Source organism: Streptococcus cristatus, assembly GCF_003943465.1.
Taxonomy (GTDB): domain Bacteria; phylum Bacillota; class Bacilli; order Lactobacillales; family Streptococcaceae; genus Streptococcus; species Streptococcus cristatus_C.
This window is the reverse complement of record NZ_RJPR01000004.1, coordinates 94,991-119,322: the sequence shown is the minus strand read 5'-3', so window position 1 is coordinate 119,322 and position 24,332 is coordinate 94,991. Positions and strand designations below refer to the sequence as shown.

Sequence of the window (24,332 nt, the reverse complement as noted above, 5' to 3'; positions counted from 1 at the left end):
CATAGATACATTTGGATTTATTTCTCATCAACTTCGATGATCGCTTGTTCATCTTGTTTGAGCTTGTTGACAGTCATATTGACACCAAGTGCTCCAGCTAACAGTTGACGAATGTCAAAGCCTGCCCCTTGAGAAACTTGATCAATGCTCTGCATGATGTCGCCGACCATTTTAGAAGCGTTGCCTTCACCATACATGGTAATCTTATCTACCTTGGTCAATGGCTCTGCCACCGCACGAGCGATTTCTGGCAATTTATCGACAATCATCTCCGTAATCGCAGCTTCCTGCATCTTCTTCATGGCTTCTGCTTTCTTGTCCAAACCTTGGGCTTCCGCTTCTAGTTTAAGACGAATGGCTTCCGCTTCTGCACGTCCTTTGGCTTCAATAGCTTCTGCTTCTTGCAGTTGCGCAAATTTCTCAGCCTCGGCTTGAGCCTTGCGGGCTTCCGCTTCTTTCTGCGTTTCAAAGAGTTCCGCTTCGGCCTGACGCTGACGTTCAATCAATTGCGCTTCTGCGGCCTGTTGACGGGCATATTTTTCAGCTTCGGCTTGCTTGCGGATATTGGCATCCAATTCCTGCTCACGAACCTTAACTTCCCGTTCTTTGACTTCCGCTTCTTTCTCCTGCTTCATGATGTTGGCTTCTGCTGCCACACGTTCTTGTTCACGACGCTGGATTTCAGCCTCAATCCCTTTAGCTGCGTCCGCTTTAGCTTGCGCGATATCTGCTTCCTGCTTAAGGGCAGCTTGTTTCAGTTTGAGTTCATTTTGCTTTTGAGCAATTTCCAAGTCAGCAGCCACACGCTTGTCGTTAGCCAACTTGTCCTGCTCAGCTTCAACTTCCTTGCGCTCACGTTCAGCCTTAGCCTTGGCAATCAGGGCGTCTTTCTTGATCGTTTCGACATTTTCAATACCGAGGTTATCAATCACGCCACCTTCATCAGAGAAGGATTGAACGGTAAAGGCAATGACTTCCAGACCCATCTTAGCCAAATCTGGCGCTACGTTATCTTGCACTTTAGAAGCAAATTCCTGACGGTCATTGACCATCTTGCGTAATTCCATCTGACCGATTACTTCACGAAGATTTCCTTCTAGTACATCTTGGACAGAGTTAGAAATATCAGTGGTATTCCAATTAAGGAAGTTTTCTGCCGCACGGTCAATCATTTCATCCGTAGTACCAATCTTCAACTTAACAGCCGCATCAGCACGAACGTTGATAAAATCAAGTGTTGGCACAGACTCAGAAGTACGGACGTCTGTAGAAAACTGCTCAATATCCAGATAAGAGCGCTGCTCTACAAAAGGAATCATGAAGCCAGCCTTACCTCTCAAATGGCGCTGCTTACGCAGACCAGTAATAACGACTACTTCATTTGGCTTAGCATTGACATACCCCTTAGCCAAAAGAATAATAAGCACGATGGCTGCAACGATTGCAAAAATCAACCAGCCTGGGATAAATAACATATCCATAGAAACTTCCTTTCTTTTTCCAGAGCAATAGACGAATGCATTGCCCAAATATATTTTTAGTTAGTATATCAAAAAATTAACAGTTTGCAAAACTTTTACTGCTAATCCTATTCAACTTCCCAAATGCCCCTTCAAACAAAAAGATAGCTCCTCATTTATCGAGGAAGCTATCCATCTTTTATTAGTCATTTCTTCCAAAAATACGAAGGATGCTGAGGAAGAGATTGATAAAGTCGAGATAAAGGCTCAAAGCCAGAGAAAGGGCCCAACCAAGTCCAGCTTGTCCCCCTGTCTGCTCATAGACATAGCGGATTTTTTGATTGTCCCAAGCAATCAACCCTGCAAAAATGACGACACTGACATAGCTGACAATATAGTCTATCATGTCGCTACCCAGGAAAATATTGACAAAACTCGCGATCACAATCCCAATCAGACCTGCAATCATAGCACGGCCCATACCAGACAAATCTTTTTTGATGACGATGCCCATGGCTGCCATGACAAGGAAAACAGCCGCACTAACTGCAAATGCTTTGAAGACCACGCCTCCTGTGTACATGGCCACAATGAAACTCATGGTAAATCCGTTTAGGGCTGAGTAGCTCAAAAAGAGGGGAAGAGCAGCTGGACTATTGCGGAGGCCTCTGCTGGAAGCTGACCAAACCAAGGCCAGTTCAATAAAGATAGCTCCATAGTAAATCCAGCTATAATGGAGTAGAATCTCAACTAGAGCTGTCTGGAAGGTCGTCAGCATTAAGCCTGAAACCAGAGCAGAGATGGCAATTCCCATCCCAACAAATCCGTAGACCTTAGAATAAAAACTAGAAAGTCCACTGTTTTCTTGAATAATTGTATTGTTCATAATGTCTCCTTTTTACATTTTAACTTTTCATCATCTTTCGATGATACTTTTTACGCCCACTCAGCTTTTGTCGCCAAGGCGCCGTCGCTTCTTTGATCGCCCAATACTTGTCCACCATGGTTACAACGAAGGACTCCTTGTAGCGGGGTGGTGCTAAGGTCGCTCCCCACATGTGCTTGATGATAATATCTTCCTCAACTCGATTGAGCTTGGTAATCTTGCGGGCATTTCGGACTGCTAGGCGGGGATGAACCCAGGCATGACTCTTTTTAAACTTGGTTTCGCGCCAGTCATAATAAAATAGATCATGCAGAAGAGCACCTCGTGCTGTACTGCGGGCATTCCAGCCAAATTTTTTAGCAATCTTATAACTAGTATAACTGACATTGATCGAATGTTCAAGCCGATTAGAATGAATATGATGGGTAATTCCTTTTAAGCGTTGGACGCTGGGCTTCTCGATCAAATGCCCCACATAGGCCATAAATTCATCATCTTCTCTGTAAGGCATATCATCACCTCCATTTAGTTTTATTATAGAGAGATTTCTAAAAGCTAGCTTAAAGCAAACATCAGAATGCCGGCTGCCACAGCAACATTAAGACTTTCAGCCTGCCCCTTCATGGAAATATGAACCAAAACATCAGCCACCTCCGTCATCTCTTGGCTGATTCCTTGCCCTTCATTACCCATGACTAAGAGGAAATCTTCATGTTTTTCGACCTTTTGATAATCCACAGAATCTTCTGATAAAGTCGAAGCCAAAATCTGTAAGTCATTCTGACGAGCCAACGTCAGCATATCCTCTCTGCTCACGCGATAAATGGGTAGATGAAAATGGCTACCTTGCATAGAACGCAAGGTTTTGAGATTGTAAATGTCAGCGGAGTGGCTAGAGATGAAAACTCCTTGATAACCCGCCGCATCCGCTGTTCGGATGATGGTTCCGACATTACCAGGATCCTGCACATCTTCTAAAAAGAGATAGGCACCTTCCAGCTTTTCTGGAATCGTTTGCTCCTCAAAGGCTAATTCTGCAACGATTCCCTGAGGTGTCTTACTATCTGCCAAATCACTCAGAATCTCAGGACTGACAAAAATCGTCTGGGAAAATGCTGCCAAGCGCTCTTCGTACTCTGCCAAGGCAAAAATTCGCAGAATCCGTGCCTGACTGGCCAGAGCCTCCTCAAAAAGATGCCAGCCCTCAATCAAATACGACTCGCTACGATATTTTTTTTGATGCAGCTTTTTAGCTTTTTTTACCACATTATTGGCTTTTGAGGTTATAATATTCATAAATACATTATAACACAATCTAGCGGTTTTGAACTCATCCTCTAGACTTAGCTTCAGAGAAAATATTGTCTCCAGCAAGCAACTGCTCGCTACGCTATGGGCTGAGAAGCGAGTTTCAAACCGCTACAAAAGGAGGTAACGATGCAAAAAGTAAGAATGATTGCGCAAGGACGAGTCCAAGGCGTCGGCTTTCGTTGGGGCGTTTACTCCCTTGCTTTGCAGATTGGCGGGATTACCGGTCGTGTCTGGAATAATGACGACGGTACAGTCGAAATTTTGGCTCAAGCTGAAAGCTCTGCCCTCATGGCCAAGTTCATTCAAGAAATCCGCAAGGGACCAACTCCTTTTTCAAGAGTCAGCTATTTAGATGTCACCATGGCCAATTTTGATTCCTATACTGACTTTAAAATTGCAAATTAGGTCTGGAGAACTATTGTATATTTCCTTAAAAAACAGTAGAATAGATAGGTATTATTTTTTTAGAAACAAAGGAAATGAACTCGTGAAAACATTTAAACGTATTTTATTCTCTGGAATGAGCTTGTCCCTCCTACTATTATTGACAGGGTGTGTCGGACGAGACAAGGCCGGTAATCCTTCTGGTATTATTTGGGACGTGCTTGGTCGGCCTATGGCAGATAGCATCCAGTTCTTTGCTAAGAATTCAGGCCTCGGTTATGGTCTAGCGATTATTATCGTTACACTCATCGTGCGGCTGATTATTTTCCCACTGGGAATCTATCAGTCTTGGAAGGCTACTCTTCAGTCAGAAAAGATGAACTACTTCAAGCCCATCTTTGCCCCTATCCAAGAACGAATCAATAATGCCGAAACTCAAGAAGAAAAACTAGAAGCGCAGCAAGAACTTATGGCTGCTCAAAGAGAAAATGGTCTGAGTATGTTTGGCGGTATCGGCTGCCTCCCTCTACTCATTCAAATGCCTTTCTTCTCAGCCCTCTTCTTTGCTGCCCAATACACAAACGGTGTAGCCAGCAGTACATTCCTTGGCATCAATCTTGGAAAACCTAGTCTAGCCTTGACTCTCATTGTCGGTGTACTCTACTACATCCAGTCACTTCTCTCCCTACATGGTATCGAAGATGAGACCCAAAAAGCGCAGATGAAGAGTGCAACTTACATGAGCCCGATTATGATCGTAGTCTTCTCTTTCATGTCACCAGCAGCTGTGACGCTCTACTGGGTAGTCGGTGGTTTCGTTCAAATTATCCAACAATTCATCATTAACTACTTGCTTCGTCCGCGGATTAGAAAGCAAGTAGCTGAAGAATATGAAAAGAATCCTCCGAAAGCCATGAGCAATGCAGGCCGCATCAAGGATGTGACACCAAAAGCGAGCCAAGCAATCACTCAAAACAATAAAAAGAAAAAGAATCGCAACGCTGGTAAACAACGTTCTAGATAAATAAATTATCCATCTCCCTCCAAGATTTCCTATCTAATCTTGGAGGGCTTTTTCTATTCCCCCTAACAATACTAAAAGAGAGGCTGGAACAAAAGTCCTAGCCTCTCAATTGTCTTTGGATTGTCGAGCAAGACGCAGTGGTTGAGTGGGCTCTACTACGCTGATTTCATCAGCTTTTACAGCCCTACTCAACTGTGCGGAGGTGGGACGATGAAATCGAATTCTAACGAATTAGCGATTTCTGTCCCACTCTCTCTTTCTTAAACTTTTAATCAATATACTTCAATTTTCCACGGAAATCTTCTAGGCTTTCATAGCCTTTTTCTTCCATAATCGCCTTGAGTTCGGCGGTGATGCGCTCGAAGGCTGCCACGCCTTCTTTATGAAGGGTTGTTCCTACTTGCACCATACTAGCACCACAGAGGATATGCTCGAAGGCATCACGCCCCGTCAGGACACCACCTGTTCCGATGATTTGGATTTCCGGTTTCAGGCGTTGGTAAAAGGCATGGACATTGGCCAAAGCAGTCGGCTTGATGTACTGGCCGCCAATACCGCCAAAACCATTTTTCGGACGAATGACCACTGACTCATCTTCTATATAAAGACCATTTCCGATCGAGTTGACACAATTGACAAATTTGAGCGGATAGTTGTTGAAAATCGCGGCAGCCTGATCAAAATGTACAATATCAAAGTAAGGTGGCAGCTTGATTCCCAATGGCTTAGTGAAATAAGCAAAAACCTCTGACAAAATCTTTTCCGTCGTTTCAAAATCATAAGCAATCTGCGGCTTGCCAGGAACATTGGGGCAGGAGAGATTAAGCTCAGTAATCCCTTTAAATTCACTTGCCTGAACTTTCTTAAGAATGATGTGGGTTTCTTCTGGCGACATACCGACCAAAGAGAGGAAGAAAGTGCGATTTGGTTCGCTTTCCTGGAGTTCCAGCAGGTAGTCAAGATAGTAGTCTAAACCATTGTTGGGCAGGCCCATGGAGTTGATAGAACCCAATGGCACATCCTGATAGCGAGGCTCTGGGTTTCCCTGACGAAAGTCCAGCGTCGCCGTCTTTGTCACAAAGGTTCCTGCAGCAGAGTTTTTGACTTCTTCTAATTCTTCCACTGTCATACAAGCCACTCCTGCCGCATTCATCAGGCAGTTATCAAATTCAAAACCTGTAATTTTTGTCTTGGTTGTCGTCATTATCTTGACCTCTTATTCCTTAATTTTCTCTATTATATCATTAAAATTCTTCCTATAAAAAATTTATCCTAATTTTCTAGCAAAAGGTTCGGCATTTCCACCTAGAATCTTCAAAAAAATATTATGGAAATTTTCAGAAAATTCAACTTTTTTCTTTACACTCAAAAAAAATTCTGCTATAATGGCTCGTGTAATAAAATATAACAACAAAAAGGAGAACGATATGACATCTGCTAAAGAATATATCCAAAGCGTATTTGCAACTGTGAAAGCTCGTAACGGGCATGAGGCCGAATTTCTCCAGGCGGTTGAAGAATTCTTCAGCACTTTGGAACCTGTATTTGAAAAACACCCTGAGTATATCGAAGAAAACATCTTGGCACGTATCACTGAGCCTGAGCGCGTGATTTCTTTCCGTGTTCCTTGGGTTGACCGTGATGGAAAAGTGCAAGTCAACCGTGGTTACCGTGTTCAATTCAACTCAGCTGTTGGACCATATAAAGGCGGACTTCGTTTCCACCCAACTGTAAACCAAGGGATCTTGAAATTCCTCGGATTTGAGCAAATCTTTAAAAACGTCTTGACTGGACTTCCAATCGGTGGAGGTAAAGGGGGATCAGACTTCGATCCTAAAGGTAAGACTGATGCTGAAGTGATGCGCTTCTGCCAAAGCTTCATGACTGAATTGCAAAAATACATCGGACCATCACTTGACGTCCCAGCTGGTGATATCGGTGTTGGTGGACGTGAAATTGGCTACCTCTACGGTCAATACAAACGCCTTAACCAATTTGATGCTGGTGTCTTGACTGGTAAACCTCTTGGATTCGGTGGTAGCTTGATTCGCCCAGAAGCTACTGGTTACGGTTTGGTTTACTATACTGAAGAAATGCTCAAAGCAAATGGTAACAGTTTTGCTGGTAAGAAAGTGGTGATTTCCGGTTCTGGTAACGTAGCTCAATATGCTCTTCAAAAAGCGACTGAACTTGGCGCTACTGTTATCTCAGTATCTGATTCAAACGGCTATGTCATCGACGAAAATGGTATTGACTTCGACCTCCTTACAGATGTCAAAGAGAAACGCCGTGCTCGCTTGACTGAGTATGCTGCTGAAAAAGCAACTGCTACTTACCATGAAGGTTCTGTATGGACTTACGCTGGTAACTACGATATTGCTCTTCCATGTGCGACTCAAAACGAAATCAATGGTGAAGCGGCTAAACGTTTGGTTGCTCAAGGTGTTATCTGCGTATCAGAAGGTGCCAACATGCCGAGTGACCTTGATGCGATTAAAGTCTATAAAGAAAACGGAATCCTTTATGGACCAGCCAAAGCTGCCAACGCTGGCGGTGTAGCTGTATCTGCCCTTGAAATGAGCCAAAACAGCCTTCGCCTCTCATGGACTCGTGAAGAAGTGGACGGCCGTCTCAAAGACATCATGACCAACATCTTCAACACAGCTAAAACAACTGCTGAAACATACGGACTTGGTACTGATTACCTTGCAGGAGCAAATATCGCTGCCTTCGAAAACGTAGCAAACGCTATGATTGCACAAGGTATTGTTTAATTAGTCGATACATCCTATCGGAGGACTATCATGAACTTACGGCCAATAGAAATGAGAGACAATCCAGCTGTAGCGCAGCTCATTCGAGCTAGCCTAGAAGAATTCGGGCTTGACAAACCAGGAACTGTCTACTTTGATTCTCATCTGGATCATTTGGCCGACTATTATCAACAGCAAGAGAGGGCAGCTTACTTTGTTCTGGAAGACGAAGGTCAGCTGGTTGGCTGTGGTGGCTTTGCACCTGTTTCTGATAAGATTGCTGAATTACAAAAATTGTATGTCACTAAAAATAGTCGTGGCAAAGGTTATTCCAGTCGGCTGATAAAGCAGATTTTCCAAGAAGCACGTCTAGCAGGTTATGAACAGCTTTATCTAGAAACCGCTACTGAACTGGCTACGGCTGTGTCCATCTATCAACACTATAGTTTCACATCACTGCAACAACCACTTACTAACTCCGCCGGACATCCAGCTATGAATATCTGGATGATAAAATCCCTCTTACCAGATGAATAGATGTTAGTATACTCTGGTCGTCTCAAAGACATCATGACCAACATCCTCAACACAGCTAAAACTACCGCTGAAACTTACGGACTTGACAAAGACTACCTGGCTGGTGCTAACATTGCTGCTTTCTAAAACGTGGCCAACGCTATGATTGCGCAAGGTCCTGTTTAAGTACTATTTAACTATAACTCAAAGAAATCCGACTGCTTATAAAAGCAGTCGGATTTTTATATATCTAATTTTTCAAAAAATTTGCCTGCTGACTGCTTTTCTTTTAGCTTCTCAAGCAGCTCATTCTCCAGGAAAGGACTTAGTTCGTCAAAATCTTGGCAAACCTTAAAGACAGTTTCTCTGTCCAACTGGCCATAAGTTAGTTCGTAATAATCCTTCTTATGGTGCCAGTTCTGGTCATAGTTGACATCTGTCCGTTGATAGTAAACAATGTTTTGCTTCGGTGTCAGGTAAATCTTCTGCGTCAGAATGCTTTTCTGATCTTTGGACAGCTTGCTGCGGCTGAAAATCTTAACACCCTGAAAAATCTTGCGCTCATGGATACCTTGATTTGTGACTTTTAACTCAATTCTTTTGTAATGCATACTGATACCTCCAGAAACTACCTACATTATATCAGGTTCTGGTAGATTTTCAAGCAAAAATGTATCATTTCCAAAAGTCTTTCGTCGCCTCTAAAATTGCTTCTTCTGAACGAATCATATTGATTTGCATAATATTCTCCTTTCTTATCTTGTATTAGTATCCCCCTTCCCCAAGGTCAGGGTCAATAAGAAAATTGAATTTATATCAAAATTCTAGTAACTTTTTGAAACTCACTACAGTTGACAAAGAGCCTTAAAATCAGCTTGCTCATTTGAGCAGCTGATTTTTTGTCTATCAATGGATTGTGACACTTTACCGAGCTGACTCTTTCAAAAGAGTCAGATACTCCTCTAAAACTAGATGATGTTTTTGCATGTATTGGGCCGACTCTACGCCAACATAACGATAGTGCCAATTTTCAAAATTCACATCAGTAATATCGCTTTTCCCTTCAGGATAGCGCAGAATAAAGCCGTATTTAGGGGCAATTTCTGCAATCTTATGTGCTACTTCATCATTCTGACCTTCTGGCTCACTCATATCAATCGCCAAGCCTGTCTGATGCTCGCTGGCGCCTGGCAGCTGGATCCGCTTTTGCACTTCTTGCTCCGCTTCTTGCCGAGATAAGCCCTCTTCTTCGGCCAAGGCTAGCGCTTCTTCATAGAGCTCTGTCTGCTCTGCTCGGCTACGATAACCCGAAATCAAGGTTTCTCCTGGTGCAATGGTTCGAGCTGCAGCTAAAAATTGTCTGGTATTTGCAGCAATACGACTATCTACCTGAATATCATCGATTTGGGTCAACTTAGGATGAGACTCTTCCTGTAAATGGTTACGATTGATTAAAGTCAACTCCCAATCATCAACTGACACCTTGGGCAAGTCAGAGGTCCAGACTCCCAAACCACGACTAATAAAAGTTAAGAAGTCTTCATCCATATCTTGCACTCGCAATAGAGCAAACAGCAAACTGATCCCAATTCCTAGAAATAAGAGCCTATTTATTAGTCGAAACAAAGAGAGTTTTCTCTTTCTTTCGTGGCGACCTCTTCTCAAGCCTTGTCCTCCAGCTCTTTCGCTCCAACTTCACGATAGGACATATCACCGATGGAAACAACCGAAAATTGTCCATCTTCATAGTCTACGATGGTCACACTACCATTGCCTAGGCCATGAGGTTGCATGCGATTAATAAGGTAGACAAAAGTTCCGATGGTCATGCCATGACTAACTACCAAAGCATTGCCACCGCCCGCAGCCTCCAGCTCCTCAGCAATCTCTGAGAAGCCTTGCCAAATTCGGCCACTGAGTTTTTCCCAATTCTCAGTCCAGCCAGCCGTGTCGACTTCTACTAAACCTTCTGCCAGCTCGGCATAGCTGAGTTGATGGACATGATCGATATTAAAGACCCTAGGCATGACCCCCATAAAGAGCTCGCCATCATAGCCACCATCAAAACTGCCAAAACACCACTCTCGAATGCGCTTGTCAAACCTATAAGGAATCTTTCCAGTCAAGCCCAGCTCTTCCAGAATAATTCCCATGGTCTGAATGGTTCGACCCGAATCACTGGATCTAGCTAGTTTAAAATCAATACCCGCTTTTCGCAAACCAATTCCTAGTTCATGGATGCCACGTTCACCTTCTGCTGTCAACGGACTATCACTCCAGCCCTGAGCTCGTCCGATTGTATTAAACATCGTTTTGCCATGCCGGATGAGGTATAATCTTGTTTTTGCCATACACTTCCCCCCTTATTCTCCTCTCATTATATCACGTTTCTGAAAAAAAGCAGTTTCTAAGATTGAAAGAAGACAGCTCAATAAAACTCAACTATTTCCATGATTTCTTTTAACTGTTTATTTCAGCGTCCAAAATTTTGGCACCAACTTCACGATAGGATACATCTCCCAAGATCTGAATCGTAAATTGCCCTTTTTCATATTCAACAACTGTCACACTGCCGTTGTCAACCTCAGGATTTTTGCTAATGGATTTGTCCAGCAGGTAGGCAAAAGTCCCAATGGTCATACTATGGCTGACAACCAAAGCATTGCCTCCACCAGCGGCTTCCACTTCTTGGGCAATAGCTGTAAATCCAGCTAAAATCCGCTCGCTCAGTTGCTCCCAGGGCTCAGCCCAGCCAGCCGTATCCACTTCAACCAAGCCGTCTGCCAATTCTGGGAAAGTCAGCTCTTTATAATTATCGGTGTCACGCACCCTTGGAATCACTCCACGGAAAAGATCGCCACCATAGGCCACGTCAAAGCTCCCAAAGCACCACTCTCGGATGCGCTTGTCAAACTTATAAGGAATCTTCCCGACCAAATCCAGCTCTTCTAGGATAATCCCCATGGTCTGAATAGTTCGACCAGAGTCGCTTGAGAAAGCCTTGGTAAATTCCAAACCAGACTCTCTTAGCCCAATCCCTAGCTCACGGATGCCACGTTCACCTTCTTCAGTTAAGGGAGTGTCCGACCAGCCCTGAGCTCGACCAATGGTGTTAAACATAGTCTTCCCATGCCGGATGATGTATAATTTCGTTTTTGCCATGAATGTCTCCTTTTCTCATCAAGGCCACCCAACTAAGAGTGGCTTATTTATCTCGCATTTGACTGAGCAAGACAGAGGGAAAGAGAGTGGGACAGAAATCAGTAATTCGTTAGAATTCGATTTCGTCGTCCCACCTCCGCACAGTTGAGTAGGGCTGTAAAAGCTGATGAAATCAGCCTAGTAGAGCCCACTCAATCCCTTCGTCTTGCTCGACAATCCAAAGACAATTGAGAGGCTAGGATTTTGTCCCAGCCTCCTATTGCTTAGTTTTTAAAACTGTGAATCGGCGCTGGAATCTGACCACCCCGCGCGATAAAGGCGGCTGACGAAGCCTGATTGACCTTCATGACTGGAGCTGTTCCCAAGAGTCCGCCAAATTCAATCATTTCGCCTTCCTTGCCCTTCGGAATAATCCGCACAGCAGTCGTCTTTTGATTGATGACACCAATCGCTGCTTCATCCGCAATCATGGCTGCGATGGTCTCAGCTGGCGTTTCCTCTGGAATGGCAATCATATCCAAACCGACCGAGCAGATTGCTGTCATAGCTTCTAACTTTTCTAGATTGAGCGAGCCATTTTGCACAGCTGAAATCATGCCCTCATCTTCAGAAACAGGAATGAATGCACCAGATAGTCCGCCCACTTGATTGCAGGCCATGACACCGCCTTTTTTGACTTGGTCATTGAGCAGGGCAAGCGCCGCTGTCGTACCGTGGGTACCGACTGTTTCCAAACCCATTTCTTCCAAGACACGGGCCACTGAATCCCCGACTGCTGGCGTCGGCGCCAAACTCAAGTCAACAATCCCGAACTTGACGCCCAGACGCTCGCTGGCCATCTGACCGACCAACTGGCCGATACGGGTGATTTTGAAGGCCGTTTTCTTGACCGTTTCAGCCACCACATCAAAGCTCTCACCACGGACCTTTTCCAAGGCTCGCTTGACAACACCTGGCCCAGAAACACCGACATTGATGACCACATCCGCTTCACCGACACCATGAAAAGCGCCCGCCATGAAAGGATTGTCCTCTACCGCATTGGCAAAGACGACCAACTTGGCCGCCCCCATGTCAGAAAGCTGGGCTGTTTCCTTGATAATCCGCCCCATATCCGCAACTGCCGTCATATTGATGCCAGTCTTGGTTGAGCCGATATTGACAGAGGAGCAGACCTTGTCCGTCTCAGCCAAAGCACGCGGAATAGAATTAATGAGGATTTCATCGCCTTTTTGATAGCCTTTTTGTACCAAGGCAGAAAAGCCACCGATAAAGTCCACACCGATTTCTTTTGCTGCCCGATCCAGAGCATGAGCCAGAGGCAGATAGTCCGTAGCATCCGTAGCTGCCCCAATCAGAGAAATTGGAGTCACTGAGACCCGCTTGTTGACGATGGGAATCCCCAGCTCAGCTGCAATCTCATTCCCGACTGAAACTAAATCTTTAGCCTTGGTCATAATCTTTTGGTACACCTTATCCGCTGCCCGCTCAATATCCGAGTCAATACAGTCCAAGAGAGAAATGCCCATGGTGATAGTCCGAATATCAAAATTCTGCTCCTCAATCATGGCAATGGTTTCTGTAACTTGTCTAATATCCATGCGCCCTCTCCTTAGATATTGTACATAGCGTCAAAAATGGCTGCACTTTGAATATTGATTTTGACATTGAGGGTCCGACCAAAGGCCTCAAACTCACTACGAAGCGCTGCAAAATCCTGCTTTTCGTCGCTAGACACGACAGCCATCATGGTAAAAAACTCATCCAAAACAGTTTGAGAAATATCGTCAATATTGAGCCCTAGCTCGGCAATTTTACTAGCTACACCAGCCACAATCCCTGCCTTATCTTTTCCAACAACCGTAATAATCGCTTTCATCGTTTGCTCCAATCATCTTTATTGCTAATATTGTAGCATAAATGCCTGTTTTTTGCATGAATTTGCAGAAACCCAAACTGCGAATATCGCGGGCTGTTTAAATATCAGACTCAGATACTCTTCAGAAATTACACATATCTCATCCTTTCGTTAGAAGTTTATTTTTTATCTATGTTTTTGTTTGTAAACGATTTCAAACTTTGTTATACTGAATTTAAGAACACATTAAAAAGGAGGTTTCTTATGAAAAATTCTTATAAGAAACGCTTATATACACAAGCCCTCAGCCTATCCGCTGCGGTTCTATTGGCCGTTTTAACTCAAGGAAATGCGGCAGCTGATACGCTTAACCCTGCTGAACCTCCGCAAGACAGCAGCAAAATCAGTACTCTTGTGGAACAGCCTACACCTGCAAGTACAGAGAAAGCTGAAGAAACTTCGGATACTCCACAAGCTTAACCACTAGAGAAAAGTAGCCCATCTGAAGCTACGGACAGCAAGTCTCCAAGTCTTCCTTCTACAGCCCTAGATGAAAAAGCAGCTGATGCTAGCCAAAAACTGGATACTACAACTAAAACAGAAGTCCGCGCAGCTAGCTCCCAAGAAAACAAGGTTCAGCTTGCCGACAGTAAGGTTTATATGTCCGAAAAAGCTAGTATTGAAGAAACTATTCAAGAGCAAGGAGCGCAAGCTGGTAAAATCACTTGGACACTGGACAACAAGCCTATTAGCGAGTGGAAAACTTGGAAGATGGAGGACGGCACCTTCACAGGCGACCCATTTGTCACTGTCGAAGAAAAAGCTAATGGAAATGACCTCAAAGTTTCCCTCAAATTTAATGAATTATTTGGGCAAGACTTAAGCCTGCGGACACCAAACAATATCCGTAGAACCTACCGCAACTTTATGGGAACTCATGAATTAGTCGGAACCAGCGAAGATCTTGGCCTGACTATTCGCAAGAATATTGTCCTTCGTCCCTACGAAGATTTCCATACCCACGATGAAATGCTGGCAGCTATTGAAAAGAGTCTCCAAGATGCTAAAACGGATCGCTTGGTACAGATTGAGAACATCGGAAAGAGTGCTCAGGGTCGCGATATCAAGTTGGGTATCATCAGCTCCGACCAAAAGAGCATTGACGACTATCTCAGCACAACTAATCCGCAGGCCTTGATCAAACCAGCTGAAATGTTAGCTGCTCTGAAAAATGGTACGCTGGACTATAAACTTCCAGTCCTTATCAATAACACCCATGCTGACGAACAGCCAGCCATCGACATCATCACTGGGCTCTTCAATACTTTTGCGACCAAGGAGCAAATTTCCTTCCAAACAACTGATGCCAACGGTGCTGCTAAAAATATCACCCTCAATGTCAAAGAACTCCTCAAGAAATTTATTTTCCTCTTTGACTTTACTGAAAATCCTGACGGAGATGTTGCCAATACGCGTACTCTTGCCAACGGAATCGATCCAAACCGCGACACTAGCTATCAGGCTAACCCAGAAACCCGTACTGTAGCTGGACTCATTAACAAATGGAATCCAATTGCACTTTATGACATTCATGGATTCGTTAAAGAATTCTTGATCGAGCCAGCGACACCGCCGCATGATCCAAACTTTGAATACGACCTTCTGTCAAAAAATATGCTGGAAAATGCCCACCACATGGGACGTGCCGGCGTCGCTAACTCTAAGTATGGCAGCTATATCATCCCTAAACTAGACTGGGGCGATGGCTGGGATGACTCCTTCTCAGGCTACACTGGTGTCTATGCCATGTACCACGGCATATTAGGACATACCATTGAAATCCCTGAGGGCAATCAGGAATCCTATAAGGCTGGCTATCACGCTGTCCTTGGAGGTATCTCTTACCTGTCCCAAGATCCTGACAAGCTCATGGAAATGCGCCTCAACTTCTATCTCCGTGGCATCAACAAGGTTGAAGAGCCAAAAGCTGAAAATGAATTGGTCGGACCTGACGGCAAGGTTGTTGGACGGGTAAAAGATGGTCAGAAAAAATTCTTCCCTGACTATTATGTCATCCCTATGGGGCTCGACAAAGACAATGATTCCCAACAAGCCTTTAATATGATTGAATACTTCAAGAGAAATGGTGTTGTCATTCAAGAATTGAAGGAAGATGTTGGCAACTATAAGAAGGGCGACCTAATTGTCGATATGGCTCAAGCTAAGCGTGGCTATGCCAACCATATCCTCTATAAAGGTTCAAACGAATCTGCTTGGGCTGCCATGTATGCTGAACTTTTGGTAAACTTCCCAGATATGAGAGGCTTTAAAGCTGAACCTATCTTTAAAGATAAACTCTTTGATGGCAAACTCGGCGAAGTCACTGCTCTCCGTGCTACTCGGACGCGCGATATCAACTACTCAGCACCTTACTATGTCATCGCTAATACATCTGACAGCGCAGTCAAAGCTGTCAACCAAGCTATTCGCCAAGGTAAGAAGGTCTATCTGACAGAAGATGGCTATATCGTTGATACATCAACCTTTGCAAATCTTTTAGGTGATTATGCTATTTATGGAGATGCCTTGTATAAGGTTCCGGAAGGGCCAAGCTTAAAAGCACTGAAGGTCTATGCACCCCCTCATCAATTCTACTGGGCAGGAGTGGACTCACCTACTCATACCGCTCTGGCACTGAAAAATCTAGGCTTTGATATTGTCGATACGCCTGATGAAGCTGATGTCATCGTCCTTGAAAGCAACAAATTTGACAAGTCTATTCTTGGTCGCAAACCAACCATTGTAGTGGGTGGCTCTGCTATGCAACGCCTTGAAAAACTGGGTGTTCTAGATGGATTTGATGCGGAAAGATTCTCCGGCGGTAGCGATTTTGAAGGTCTGATGAAGGCTATTATAGACGACAAAGATCCATTGACTAGCGGCTATAAGAAGAATGATCTCTTCTATTCTAATTCTGGAAACTGGATCGCAAAAGCTCCTGCCAACTTCAAGACTTTGGCGACTATTGCAGACAGTGACTATTACATTGCAGGCTGGTGGCCAGGCAACGAAAAATTAGCCAATAAAATCGTTGCTATTTCTGGTAATTACAAGGAACATCCACTCTTCGTTTATGCTGGAAATCCAACCAATCGTCTACATACCATTCACTTCTACCGTTGGGTATCGAACGCTGTCTTTGGCAATCAATTGGCTGAGCTGAAAGATATGCCTGTCACTCATAAACCAAGTGTCAAAATTGTTGAAATTTTGAACCAAAAACCTCAACCAAAACAAGCAGGCAAACCAGCCGACAAACCGACAACTCCGAAAGCAAAAGAAGAGCAACTAGAAAGCCTCGCTCAGAAAACAAGCGAAGCACAGCCTACCGCTGCAGCTCAAAAAGCAACAAATACACAACAGGCCCAGCTCCCACAAACAGGAAGCAAGGAAAACTCTGCTCTCTTCACAGTTGCAACGATTCTTCTGGCTACAAGTGGTGGCCTCATCTTGCTCAAAAAGAAAGAAGCGTAAGAATTTCTATTCTGCTAGATAAACCTTTACTTACGATAGTTCCTTAAATATAAAAATCGCATGGACAAATCATTTTAGGTTCATCCATGCGATTTTTTTCGTGACTGACCATCTTGCAATTTTATCTGATATTGAGGAAAGCTTAATCGAATATAGACTTTCATTATTAACCTAAATCAGTTAAAATAGCGCTCACAAGAGCCGTTTTCTGGTCTTTATCATGGATTTTAGGGCCTTGAATCATTGCTCTCTTCCACCATCTCAATCCAAGAATCAAAATACTGCTCCATAAATTGAGTCTGCTCCGCTATCAAAATTTTGTCAATCTCCTCATTAGCAGGAGCCAAGACCCACTTGTCTTCTATATCATCACGCCGATGGATGATAGCAACCAACTTTCCTGTAAAATTTTCCAGAGGCTGCTGCTGGTCACGGGAAATAATATACACATCCTGCTCTTCGCCATCTCCACCCATTAGCTCAGGGATATAGCCATAGTTAATCAGATAGACATTCCCAAAAGAATCTTTAAAACCGACCGGCCGATCAATGACAGCACTAAATATCTTTTCCTTGCATTTCAACCTTTCTTTACCTCCATCAGCTACTTTCTAGCTTCATTATACAAGAAAAATCCCGCTGGAGCGAGATTTTCTATCTATAGCCTGATTATTCGTTTATATTTCCTATATTATGCAAGCCTTGCACTACATAAAATTAGAATATACTTCGCTGTTTTTCCCGTTGCTACTTGTCAAGGACTTTTTAATCAAAATCATCTTTTTTTCATCCAATTTTCTCCTAAGCTCCCTCAGCATTATTTCAGTTGCATTTTCATTGAAATGGACAAGAAGCTCATAGGTTGTCTTTCCAATCTTTCTCTTTGTGCTACTGCCTTTTTTATCTGGATTTTTCAGTTCTTTCATAAATTCTCCTTTCCGTTTTTGAATGTTTGACAACAAAAAAAGGAAGTAGCGGCTATTTGCTTTTACTTCCTCGCTTTAATTTTATTTAATTGTTTTACTTCGACAAACTGGGATTTAGATTTTAACCCTTATAGAAAATGAAACGGGCTATTCCCCTGAAGTATATTCTATAATATTATAGTTTGATGCAGAGTGTAGCTATATAATCATTTCCATAACGTGATAATCTATGTCTTTTGTCACACGATTCATAAAAATCTATCATAGCGAGACCATTTTTGAGTTGTCCTCTAATCTGACTTTCTAAGGTATGGCTAAATTCATATCCATATTCTGGATTTATGGTTATCTTGCCTTCCTCTTCAAGCTCTTTTGAATTAAAAGGTATTGAAAACTTTAAAAGTAATTCCTCATCAGGTTTGTCCCATACAGTGTCAGCATCATACATATATATCCAAGGATTCATAAATCCGACCATTAACAATCCACCCTTTTTTAATACTCGAGAAGCTTCTTTGTACATGTTTTCTAAATCTTCTATATATACATTTGAAACTGGATTAAAAATAATATCAAAAGTTTCATTTTCAAATGGAAATGGTTTTGTCATATCGCCTTGAACGGTATTGATTTTTAAGCCTTCTCTTTTAGCAACCAACTCATCTCTTTGTAATTGTGATTTAGAAAAATCCATTATGGTTACATCATAACCTTTTATAGCAAAAACTGGTCCCTGCTGTCCACCACCACAAGCTAACCCTAATATCTTTTTTCCGCTGGCTTTTTCAAACCATTCTTTCGGAACTTTTTTTCCAACAGTTAAGGCAACAGAAATGGGATTATTTCTGGCTTCTTCTAATTCTTCATGTGTCAACGGCTCAGTGTAGTCATTTTTTACATTATTCCATCTATCTTCATTTAATTTTATATAATCGGTCATCTTATAATCTCCTCGTAATTTTATACTGTTTAGATTTAGGTTAGATGAGTTCCCATCACTTGATTTCATTCTATTATACCATATGTTCAATTACTATTATTTCAATATTTTCTTAATTAGTATTTTTAAAATTTATTTTTCCTATATTTAAAATATCGAACCAAAGATTATTTTTCTTTAATCACTTTAAAATAAAAATAATGATCTCTCCCATCTTTTGCATTCTCTTTATTGAGTTTGAAATAGTTTTTTTGATTAATAGCCATTGTTCTAAGAATATCATCAATCAAAAATGTCAGTAGCACATCCATAGCTGAATATTTTTGGAAATCTTCTTCAAATCGGATATAGTCATCTGAGAATAAGCCATCTGCAACTTATTCTCAAAGAGTTCTTTTCTACTCATTTGCTACCTTCTCCAAAAGATGAATTTGTAGGATATCATCTAGCTGAACTAACTTATATCCGTCACTCGTTTTGACGGATATTTCTTTTCTACATAATTCTCTAACTTCTCCTATGATGGTGACTTTTTGAGCTTTGTATTTGACGGTAAGTCGCCCTTTTAGCTGTCCAATATAAAGCTGAGAAAGCAACAAGAGCTTTTCAGCCTTATCCAAGTTACTAGATAAATCAATACGATTTTTCTCTTCACCTAGTGAGGTGGTATGTTCAGATAAAAAGAAGCCCATCCACTTTTGCATGCCAGGATCTTGATATTCTCGTGCTGATTGAAATGGTAAGTAAGAACGATCAATCATTTTAATCCATCCAATCCTCCAGCAGAATGACCTCCTATCAGTTTACTTCTCGCAATACTTCTAGATGCTTTATCTAATGAGTTTGCCTTCAATAGAGAGGTGAAGCCAAACTGATTTCTAACAGAGTCAATAGCTACCTGGAGCCTTTCTTCTTTTTCTTCTTTGTCAACATCATCAAATAGTGAAATCAATCCATAGGATCCATCCACAAATCCTGAATAGCTGACTGCCACATTTCGGATTGCTCCCGAAGTGTATTTGTTATGAAATAACTTCAAAACATAGTTTGTGAGTATATCCGTATTATTTGTTGGTTCTATCTTCATTTGGGTATTGATAGAACGTTTGTTTTCTTGTTTAGAGTAACCTAAATGTATAGCGACAACAGTTGCTTTCTTACCTGCTCGCCTTAGACGAATAGCGACTTGTTCCGCCATTTCTCGTAGTACAATCTCAATTTCTCTTTGCTCCACATAATCCCGTGGTAAAACCTGAGAATTTCCTAAACATTTAGACTTTGGTTTATAGGGGGTATGAACATTACTTTCGTCCACTCCATTAGCATGGAACCACAATCGAAGCCCTGCCACTCCCAAATTCTGCTTTAACATGTCTGGATTAGTATTGGCCAACTCTTTGATTGAATAAATCCCTAAACTATTCAGACGTTTTTCCATGCGTTTCCCAATACCCCAAAAATCTGTCATATTGGGGATATTCCAAACTTTCCTTTCAACATCTTGGTAAGACCAGTTTGCCCGCATTGTAGGTGTTATCTTTGCTTCATTGTCTAAAGCTAACTTTGCGAGAAGTGGATTTGCATTAGACATTCCTATAGTTGAATAGATCCCTGTTTCTCTCCAAATATCCCTTTGAATTTTTGCAGAAATGGCATCTAGCTTATCTTTCCTAGAAATACTCTTGTCTGAAATAAAATAGTTTAGTGAACTTGTAAGATCAATAAAACCTTCATCAATGGAATAGGGGTAAATATCGTCAGGACTTCCATAATTTTGAAATATCCTTTGAATTTCCATATTTACAGCTATGTATTCATCCATCCTAGGTGGAACTATTAATGTAACTTTGGCCCACTCTTCTATAAATCTTATATAATCAGGATCTGTTCTCAAGCCTTGTCTTTTAGCATTGTAATAAGAGAACCTTCTGGTATTAATATCAAATGGCAAATCATAAGAGCGTCCCACATTGGACTTACCAAATACCTTCTTGAACATGGGAGAAGATGCTAGAATAAGACCTGCTGAATTATCCGCTCGGCTCATAACACATAAGGAAGTCTTTAGAGGATGTAGACCTCTTGATACACACTCTACGCTAGCATAGAAGGACTTCATATCTATAAAAGCAATGTCACTTTTTGGCTCCCTTGAATAATCAAAATAGCCCATATAATTTATTCTTTCTTTCTACTATCTTGCCGTACTTCCAGCATTTTATAAACAAAACAACATATTAACAACAGAAATGTTGATATTAAATAATAATTAATAGTCATACATAATATATTCCTGATAGATGATAAAAATAGAGTTGGAATACTAAAAGAACCCAAACCTATGCATATGCCTATACATCTATTTTTAAAATATCTGATTAATATAATCGAATAAGATGATAGAGCTAAAATTATATAAGTGATTCCTAATTCCTCCCACGTTCCAGCCGAGTCTTTTATTCTAAAAGCAAAGTGCCCTAAACATATGAGTAATTGAATATAAAAGTCAGAAACATATTCTTCATAAAAATCTTTCCAAGTATTTGGTCGACTATCAATATCCCTTGAAAAATAAAGAAAATTGAATGCCATAAATATAAAAAGCAACCATACTACCTTACCTCGTAAGGAATTCATATAAAAAAAAATAAAGTACAGAGTTGCCTTAGATAAATAATAATCCCATTTATACGACAAATCAAATTTTTCCATATTATCCCTCCATCGGCACAAAGTTTCCTACAATAATCCCAACTACCCTTGGATCTTCGTCATAAGAAATGAAAATATCCTTATATTTAGGGTTAATTGAAACCAATCGTAGGCCGCCTTCTTCACGATAGACTCGTTTGATATATGTCTGATTATTGCAGACAACCGCATAAACTGCTCCATCGTAATCAAAACCAGTCTCACGGATAAGAGCTACTGAACCATTATGATATTTAGGTTCCATTGAATCTCCAGATACCCAGGAAGCAAAATCATGAGCCAATTCTTCATCAAAATAAACAGTATCATAATTTCGATCATCATAAACGGAAGCTCCGATACCAGCAGACATTTTTTCATAAATATGGTATTCGTAAAGTTTTTTTGATATCGGCATAACCTTTTGTGACTGCTCTTTTTGAACTAGTTCTCTAGCATAAGTAACCACTTGAGCTTTACCTTTACTCGATAGTGTATTATACAAACGGACTATCTCAATTTCTGTAAAATAGCCTTTGGGTACACTAAGGATTTGTTCTAACTGACTTACTTTTTCCTTAGAAGGTGCTTTTACTCCACGTTCCCATGCTGAATAGGCCTGATAGCTTATTCCCAATTGATCTGCAATTTCTTTTTGGGTCAGTTTTAGCTCTTTTCTACGAGCTTTCAATTTTTCTGGTTGATACATCATCATTCACCTCACATTAATAATAACTGCAATTCTGCTTTTTTCTTGGCCGCTTCATCTGAGAACTTTTCCTTATNCCAAACATAGACAATCGACTTTCCCTTATTATAAACAAGCCACGTTTTTAGATTGATACTATTTTCCTTAATTTTCTTCCAATTTTTCTGANTCAATAATTCTGGAAAATCTTGGCTAGTCTCAAACCCTGTTTTACTAACAGCCTGCTTAATCTGATTAATACGAGAAGGTTTATATTGATTGAATTCCTCGATAATTTGTTCTTTTATATTTTGAAATAAGAGGAGGATTGAAGAATTCTGCCCGTCAATATATGCATCAATCGCTTGCTTAATTTCACTCTCTTTATCAGAACAATATTCTCTTAGCAAATCTAAAAGACGAAAAAACAATGCTTGTTTCGAAACTTCAAGACTTTCTTGAACTTGTTGAAAAGTCTCACAACTATAATAGATTTTTGATAAAAGAACAACGTCAGGCATTAATAGCACAGCTGAAAAAATATTAGCCTCCCGTTCTAGTAAATTTTCCTGATTATCTATTGATTCTGTAAAATAATTTCCCTCGTGTTTAAGAATAAAATGTCCTAACTCATGACAAAGTGTGAAATTTTGTTTTACTTTTTGGATTATCTCGCTCATAAGAAAAACTAACACCTAACTCATCAACTACTGTCAAACCTTCTATCTTGCGATTTGAGAAGTGGTGACTAATCACTTGGATTTGGTTCTTCTGAATACAATGTTGAAAAAAATAAGTGAAATTATAATTTAGTAACGAGATATCATTATTCTTCATGTACTGATATAACACTTGTTTTGTTGCACTACTTACTCTTGTATACAATTCATCCAAAGAATGATACCTCCTTTAAGTATTAATTACTAAACTAAATCAATTTGGTTGAGTTTAGTATACAAAAAAAGTGGACAATTGTCCACCTAGTTTTAAAAAGATTGATTCTGTTGTGACTTCTATTCAAGGATATTAGAAATTTTCTCCCCAAAAGTTTCGAAACTTTTATTAGTTTCAAGATAGTATTTTAGAATAGCTTCAATTATATCTTTTTTATTCGAGTCCACATCTTTGTACAAATTAGGAAAGCTGAAATCTACTGAATATTTTTTTAAGTGATAAAAATATTTTTTTATATCCGTTTCATTACTTAACACAAACTCAATTAATTTAATTTGATTAGTTACAGATTCAAATTCTGTAAAAAAGTCATTATTTTCAAATACCAGTTCATTGGGATTATAACGTAGTCGCTTAATATCACTTCTGAAGCATTCTAGAATGTTTTGGTTTCTTTGACAATAATTTATTAATTTATCACAAATTTGAAAGCCGAAATAATTTTGATCTATCCAATAAAAACTATTACTTTTCTCATATTCCATATTAACTTTGTATGATTCCTTTAAATTGGTTAAATAACAATTTAGTAATGTACTTCTAAAAATTTCAGGATTATTGGATAACGTTGAAATGATTTTTTGATACTCTAACTTTAAGCGATGATTATAAGTCTTTTCAAGATTATAGATGTCTATAAAATTTTCAATTCTTTTATCGAAACAATTTTGATGAAAAGAAAAATTAATTCTTGGAGAAATCCCTCCTCTTTCTTCCACTAAATCAACATTAAAATATTCTTCAATTCGAAAATCTACCGCATACGGATTAATCTCACTATTATTTTCATTATCAGATTTTACTTGATGTTTTGAAGTGTTACATTCTACACAACATTTAATTAAATTAATAGGTAAGATAGCAAAACGAAAATCTCCTTTAGATCCTTTAGGAATAATGTGTTCTAATGTTACTTTTGTCGAAAGAACACCCTCGCAAATCGGACATATATCAATATTATGAATATTCTTTACTGTTGGAAATGAAATAAATACTTCTTTTTCTTCCTTTCGAATATAATTATTGTATAAATATTCTGCCTTATCATAATCAAAAAAAGTAGGTCGATTCAGATTTTCAATATCTATGTCATATAATTTTGAAGCAATGTTCTCTTGATATTTTTCATCTAAGTTATTCAGGTACGATTTCAGACTTTGTTTATCTTGGTCTTCTATAGAACTTGGCAAAACTTCGATTATTTTATCAATAGTAGGTAGATTGTCTATACTAACTTTTCTCAAA

General features: G+C 40.6%; 24 protein-coding genes and 3 pseudogenes. 6 read left to right on the top strand and 21 right to left on the bottom strand.

What is annotated here, in order from left to right; translation table 11 throughout:
* Nucleotides 1–17: 17 nt before the first annotated feature.
* From D8793_RS06170 to D8793_RS06155, 4 genes are all read right to left on the bottom strand, one after another.
* Nucleotides 18–1,481, bottom strand: a complete 1,464-nt coding sequence (locus D8793_RS06170; protein WP_125371871.1) for a flotillin family protein — start codon at nucleotides 1,479–1,481, stop codon at nucleotides 18–20.
* 181 nt (nucleotides 1,482–1,662) lie between these two features.
* Nucleotides 1,663–2,346, bottom strand: a complete 684-nt coding sequence (locus D8793_RS06165) for a Bax inhibitor-1/YccA family protein (RefSeq protein WP_125371874.1) — start codon at nucleotides 2,344–2,346, stop codon at nucleotides 1,663–1,665.
* A 19-nt stretch (nucleotides 2,347–2,365) separates the two neighbouring features.
* Complete coding sequence (locus D8793_RS06160) at nucleotides 2,366–2,857, bottom strand: HDIG domain-containing metalloprotein (RefSeq protein ID WP_048766208.1); 492 nt, start codon at nucleotides 2,855–2,857, stop codon at nucleotides 2,366–2,368.
* Between the two features lie 44 nt (nucleotides 2,858–2,901).
* Nucleotides 2,902–3,642: a TrmH family RNA methyltransferase gene (locus tag D8793_RS06155; protein ID WP_125371876.1), complete on the bottom strand. Its 741-nt coding sequence runs from the start codon at nucleotides 3,640–3,642 to the stop codon at nucleotides 2,902–2,904.
* A 141-nt stretch (nucleotides 3,643–3,783) separates the two neighbouring features.
* Between D8793_RS06155 and D8793_RS06150 the strand changes: the two genes are divergently transcribed.
* Together D8793_RS06150 and yidC are read left to right on the top strand one after the other, a co-directional pair.
* Nucleotides 3,784–4,062 carry an acylphosphatase gene (locus D8793_RS06150; RefSeq protein ID WP_045498888.1) on the top strand — a complete coding sequence of 93 codons (279 nt, stop codon included), beginning with the start codon at nucleotides 3,784–3,786 and terminating at the stop codon, nucleotides 4,060–4,062.
* Between the two features lie 82 nt (nucleotides 4,063–4,144).
* On the top strand, nucleotides 4,145–5,065 hold the full coding sequence (yidC, locus tag D8793_RS06145; RefSeq protein WP_125371878.1) for a membrane protein insertase YidC: 921 nt from the start codon (nucleotides 4,145–4,147) through the stop codon (nucleotides 5,063–5,065).
* A gap of 268 nt (nucleotides 5,066–5,333) precedes the next feature.
* Here the strand turns inward: yidC and D8793_RS06140 are convergent, their stop codons facing one another.
* Entirely contained in the window at nucleotides 5,334–6,269 is a 936-nt protein-coding gene (locus D8793_RS06140; protein ID WP_125371880.1) for a dihydroorotate oxidase, read from the bottom strand.
* A 223-nt stretch (nucleotides 6,270–6,492) separates the two neighbouring features.
* On the opposite strand from D8793_RS06140, the gene gdhA reads away from it, so the two are divergent.
* The 3 genes from gdhA to D8793_RS06125 are packed head-to-tail and all read left to right on the top strand — an operon-like array spanning nucleotide 6,493 to nucleotide 8,481.
* Nucleotides 6,493–7,839 (top strand): NADP-specific glutamate dehydrogenase, encoded by a 1,347-nt coding sequence (gene gdhA, locus D8793_RS06135; RefSeq protein WP_061594412.1) that lies wholly within the window; start codon nucleotides 6,493–6,495, stop codon nucleotides 7,837–7,839.
* A 30-nt stretch (nucleotides 7,840–7,869) separates the two neighbouring features.
* Nucleotides 7,870–8,355: a GNAT family N-acetyltransferase gene (locus D8793_RS06130; protein ID WP_125371883.1), complete on the top strand. Its 486-nt coding sequence runs from the start codon at nucleotides 7,870–7,872 to the stop codon at nucleotides 8,353–8,355.
* Nucleotides 8,356–8,481: an NADP oxidoreductase gene (locus D8793_RS06125; RefSeq protein ID WP_125371885.1), complete on the top strand. Its 126-nt coding sequence runs from the start codon at nucleotides 8,356–8,358 to the stop codon at nucleotides 8,479–8,481.
* A 95-nt stretch (nucleotides 8,482–8,576) separates the two neighbouring features.
* Here D8793_RS06125 and D8793_RS06120 read toward each other — a convergent pair whose 3' ends face one another.
* The 6 genes from D8793_RS06120 to D8793_RS06090 form a co-directional block, all read right to left on the bottom strand.
* A complete protein-coding gene (locus D8793_RS06120; protein ID WP_125371887.1) occupies nucleotides 8,577–8,945 on the bottom strand; it encodes an EXLDI protein in 369 nt (122 codons plus the stop codon).
* Between the two features lie 313 nt (nucleotides 8,946–9,258).
* On the bottom strand, nucleotides 9,259–9,999 hold the full coding sequence (locus tag D8793_RS06115; protein ID WP_312023595.1) for a M15 family metallopeptidase: 741 nt from the start codon (nucleotides 9,997–9,999) through the stop codon (nucleotides 9,259–9,261).
* Entirely contained in the window at nucleotides 9,996–10,685 is a 690-nt protein-coding gene (locus tag D8793_RS06110) for a histidine phosphatase family protein (RefSeq protein WP_125371891.1), read from the bottom strand. Before D8793_RS06110 ends, D8793_RS06115 begins: the two co-directional genes overlap by 4 nt.
* A gap of 109 nt (nucleotides 10,686–10,794) precedes the next feature.
* Entirely contained in the window at nucleotides 10,795–11,496 is a 702-nt protein-coding gene (locus D8793_RS06105; RefSeq protein WP_125371892.1) for a histidine phosphatase family protein, read from the bottom strand.
* 263 nt (nucleotides 11,497–11,759) lie between these two features.
* Nucleotides 11,760–13,097 (bottom strand): PFL family protein, encoded by a 1,338-nt coding sequence (locus D8793_RS06095; protein WP_125371893.1) that lies wholly within the window; start codon nucleotides 13,095–13,097, stop codon nucleotides 11,760–11,762.
* Nucleotides 13,098–13,108: 11 nt separating this feature from the next.
* Nucleotides 13,109–13,375, bottom strand: coding sequence for an ACT domain-containing protein (locus D8793_RS06090; RefSeq protein ID WP_125371895.1), 267 nt, complete (start codon nucleotides 13,373–13,375; stop codon nucleotides 13,109–13,111).
* 243 nt (nucleotides 13,376–13,618) lie between these two features.
* On the opposite strand from D8793_RS06090, the pseudogene D8793_RS06085 reads away from it, so the two are divergent.
* A pseudogene (locus tag D8793_RS06085) lies at nucleotides 13,619–16,888 on the top strand (LPXTG-anchored zinc carboxypeptidase).
* 227 nt (nucleotides 16,889–17,115) lie between these two features.
* Here the strand turns inward: D8793_RS06085 and D8793_RS06080 are convergent.
* From D8793_RS06080 to D8793_RS06035, 10 genes and pseudogenes are all read right to left on the bottom strand, one after another.
* Nucleotides 17,116–17,472, bottom strand: coding sequence for an inorganic diphosphatase (locus D8793_RS06080; protein WP_125371897.1), 357 nt, complete (start codon nucleotides 17,470–17,472; stop codon nucleotides 17,116–17,118).
* A 123-nt stretch (nucleotides 17,473–17,595) separates the two neighbouring features.
* Nucleotides 17,596–17,814: a TnpW family protein gene (locus tag D8793_RS06075; protein ID WP_125371900.1), complete on the bottom strand. Its 219-nt coding sequence runs from the start codon at nucleotides 17,812–17,814 to the stop codon at nucleotides 17,596–17,598.
* Between the two features lie 175 nt (nucleotides 17,815–17,989).
* Nucleotides 17,990–18,754 carry a class I SAM-dependent methyltransferase gene (locus tag D8793_RS06070; RefSeq protein WP_125371902.1) on the bottom strand — a complete coding sequence of 255 codons (765 nt, stop codon included), beginning with the start codon at nucleotides 18,752–18,754 and terminating at the stop codon, nucleotides 17,990–17,992.
* 167 nt (nucleotides 18,755–18,921) lie between these two features.
* Nucleotides 18,922–19,160: pseudogene (locus tag D8793_RS06065) on the bottom strand (DUF5960 family protein).
* Nucleotides 19,153–19,515: a hypothetical protein gene (locus tag D8793_RS06060; RefSeq protein WP_125371904.1), complete on the bottom strand. Its 363-nt coding sequence runs from the start codon at nucleotides 19,513–19,515 to the stop codon at nucleotides 19,153–19,155. The pseudogene D8793_RS06065 and the gene D8793_RS06060 overlap by 8 nt, the downstream one beginning before the upstream one ends.
* Nucleotides 19,512–20,927 carry a Y-family DNA polymerase gene (locus D8793_RS06055; protein WP_125371906.1) on the bottom strand — a complete coding sequence of 472 codons (1,416 nt, stop codon included), beginning with the start codon at nucleotides 20,925–20,927 and terminating at the stop codon, nucleotides 19,512–19,514. Before D8793_RS06055 ends, D8793_RS06060 begins: the two co-directional genes overlap by 4 nt.
* 5 nt (nucleotides 20,928–20,932) lie before the next feature.
* Nucleotides 20,933–21,466 (bottom strand): hypothetical protein, encoded by a 534-nt coding sequence (locus tag D8793_RS06050; protein WP_125383793.1) that lies wholly within the window; start codon nucleotides 21,464–21,466, stop codon nucleotides 20,933–20,935.
* Nucleotide 21,467: 1 nt separating this feature from the next.
* Nucleotides 21,468–22,154 carry an XRE family transcriptional regulator gene (locus D8793_RS06045; RefSeq protein WP_125371910.1) on the bottom strand — a complete coding sequence of 229 codons (687 nt, stop codon included), beginning with the start codon at nucleotides 22,152–22,154 and terminating at the stop codon, nucleotides 21,468–21,470.
* Nucleotides 22,155–22,165: 11 nt separating this feature from the next.
* Nucleotides 22,166–23,027 (bottom strand): annotated as a pseudogene (locus D8793_RS06040) (ImmA/IrrE family metallo-endopeptidase).
* A gap of 119 nt (nucleotides 23,028–23,146) precedes the next feature.
* The gene (locus D8793_RS06035; RefSeq protein ID WP_125383792.1) at nucleotides 23,147–24,331 is read right to left on the bottom strand and encodes an HNH endonuclease signature motif containing protein; all 1,185 of its coding nucleotides are present in this window, start codon (nucleotides 24,329–24,331) and stop codon (nucleotides 23,147–23,149) included.
* Nucleotide 24,332 lies beyond the last annotated feature (1 nt).

Coding starts and splice junctions, on each gene's coding strand:
- D8793_RS06070 (WP_125371902.1), bottom strand. CDS start 18,754: ATGACCGATTATATAAAATTAAATGAAGATAGATGGAATAATGTAAAA.
- D8793_RS06140 (WP_125371880.1), bottom strand. CDS start 6,269: ATGACGACAACCAAGACAAAAATTACAGGTTTTGAATTTGATAACTGC.
- D8793_RS06105 (WP_125371892.1), bottom strand. CDS start 11,496: ATGGCAAAAACGAAATTATACATCATCCGGCATGGGAAGACTATGTTT.
- D8793_RS06045 (WP_125371910.1), bottom strand. CDS start 22,154: ATGTATCAACCAGAAAAATTGAAAGCTCGTAGAAAAGAGCTAAAACTG.
- D8793_RS06170 (WP_125371871.1), bottom strand. CDS start 1,481: ATGGATATGTTATTTATCCCAGGCTGGTTGATTTTTGCAATCGTTGCA.
- gdhA (WP_061594412.1), top strand. CDS start 6,493: ATGACATCTGCTAAAGAATATATCCAAAGCGTATTTGCAACTGTGAAA.
- D8793_RS06060 (WP_125371904.1), bottom strand. CDS start 19,515: ATGATTGATCGTTCTTACTTACCATTTCAATCAGCACGAGAATATCAA.
- D8793_RS06165 (WP_125371874.1), bottom strand. CDS start 2,346: ATGAACAATACAATTATTCAAGAAAACAGTGGACTTTCTAGTTTTTAT.
- D8793_RS06130 (WP_125371883.1), top strand. CDS start 7,870: ATGAACTTACGGCCAATAGAAATGAGAGACAATCCAGCTGTAGCGCAG.
- D8793_RS06160 (WP_048766208.1), bottom strand. CDS start 2,857: ATGCCTTACAGAGAAGATGATGAATTTATGGCCTATGTGGGGCATTTG.
- D8793_RS06155 (WP_125371876.1), bottom strand. CDS start 3,642: ATGAATATTATAACCTCAAAAGCCAATAATGTGGTAAAAAAAGCTAAA.
- D8793_RS06050 (WP_125383793.1), bottom strand. CDS start 21,466: ATGGAAAAATTTGATTTGTCGTATAAATGGGATTATTATTTATCTAAG.
- D8793_RS06125 (WP_125371885.1), top strand. CDS start 8,356: ATGTTAGTATACTCTGGTCGTCTCAAAGACATCATGACCAACATCCTC.
- D8793_RS06120 (WP_125371887.1), bottom strand. CDS start 8,945: ATGCATTACAAAAGAATTGAGTTAAAAGTCACAAATCAAGGTATCCAT.
- D8793_RS06095 (WP_125371893.1), bottom strand. CDS start 13,097: ATGGATATTAGACAAGTTACAGAAACCATTGCCATGATTGAGGAGCAG.
- D8793_RS06110 (WP_125371891.1), bottom strand. CDS start 10,685: ATGGCAAAAACAAGATTATACCTCATCCGGCATGGCAAAACGATGTTT.
- D8793_RS06055 (WP_125371906.1), bottom strand. CDS start 20,927: ATGGGCTATTTTGATTATTCAAGGGAGCCAAAAAGTGACATTGCTTTT.
- D8793_RS06150 (WP_045498888.1), top strand. CDS start 3,784: ATGCAAAAAGTAAGAATGATTGCGCAAGGACGAGTCCAAGGCGTCGGC.
- D8793_RS06075 (WP_125371900.1), bottom strand. CDS start 17,814: ATGAAAGAACTGAAAAATCCAGATAAAAAAGGCAGTAGCACAAAGAGA.
- D8793_RS06090 (WP_125371895.1), bottom strand. CDS start 13,375: ATGAAAGCGATTATTACGGTTGTTGGAAAAGATAAGGCAGGGATTGTG.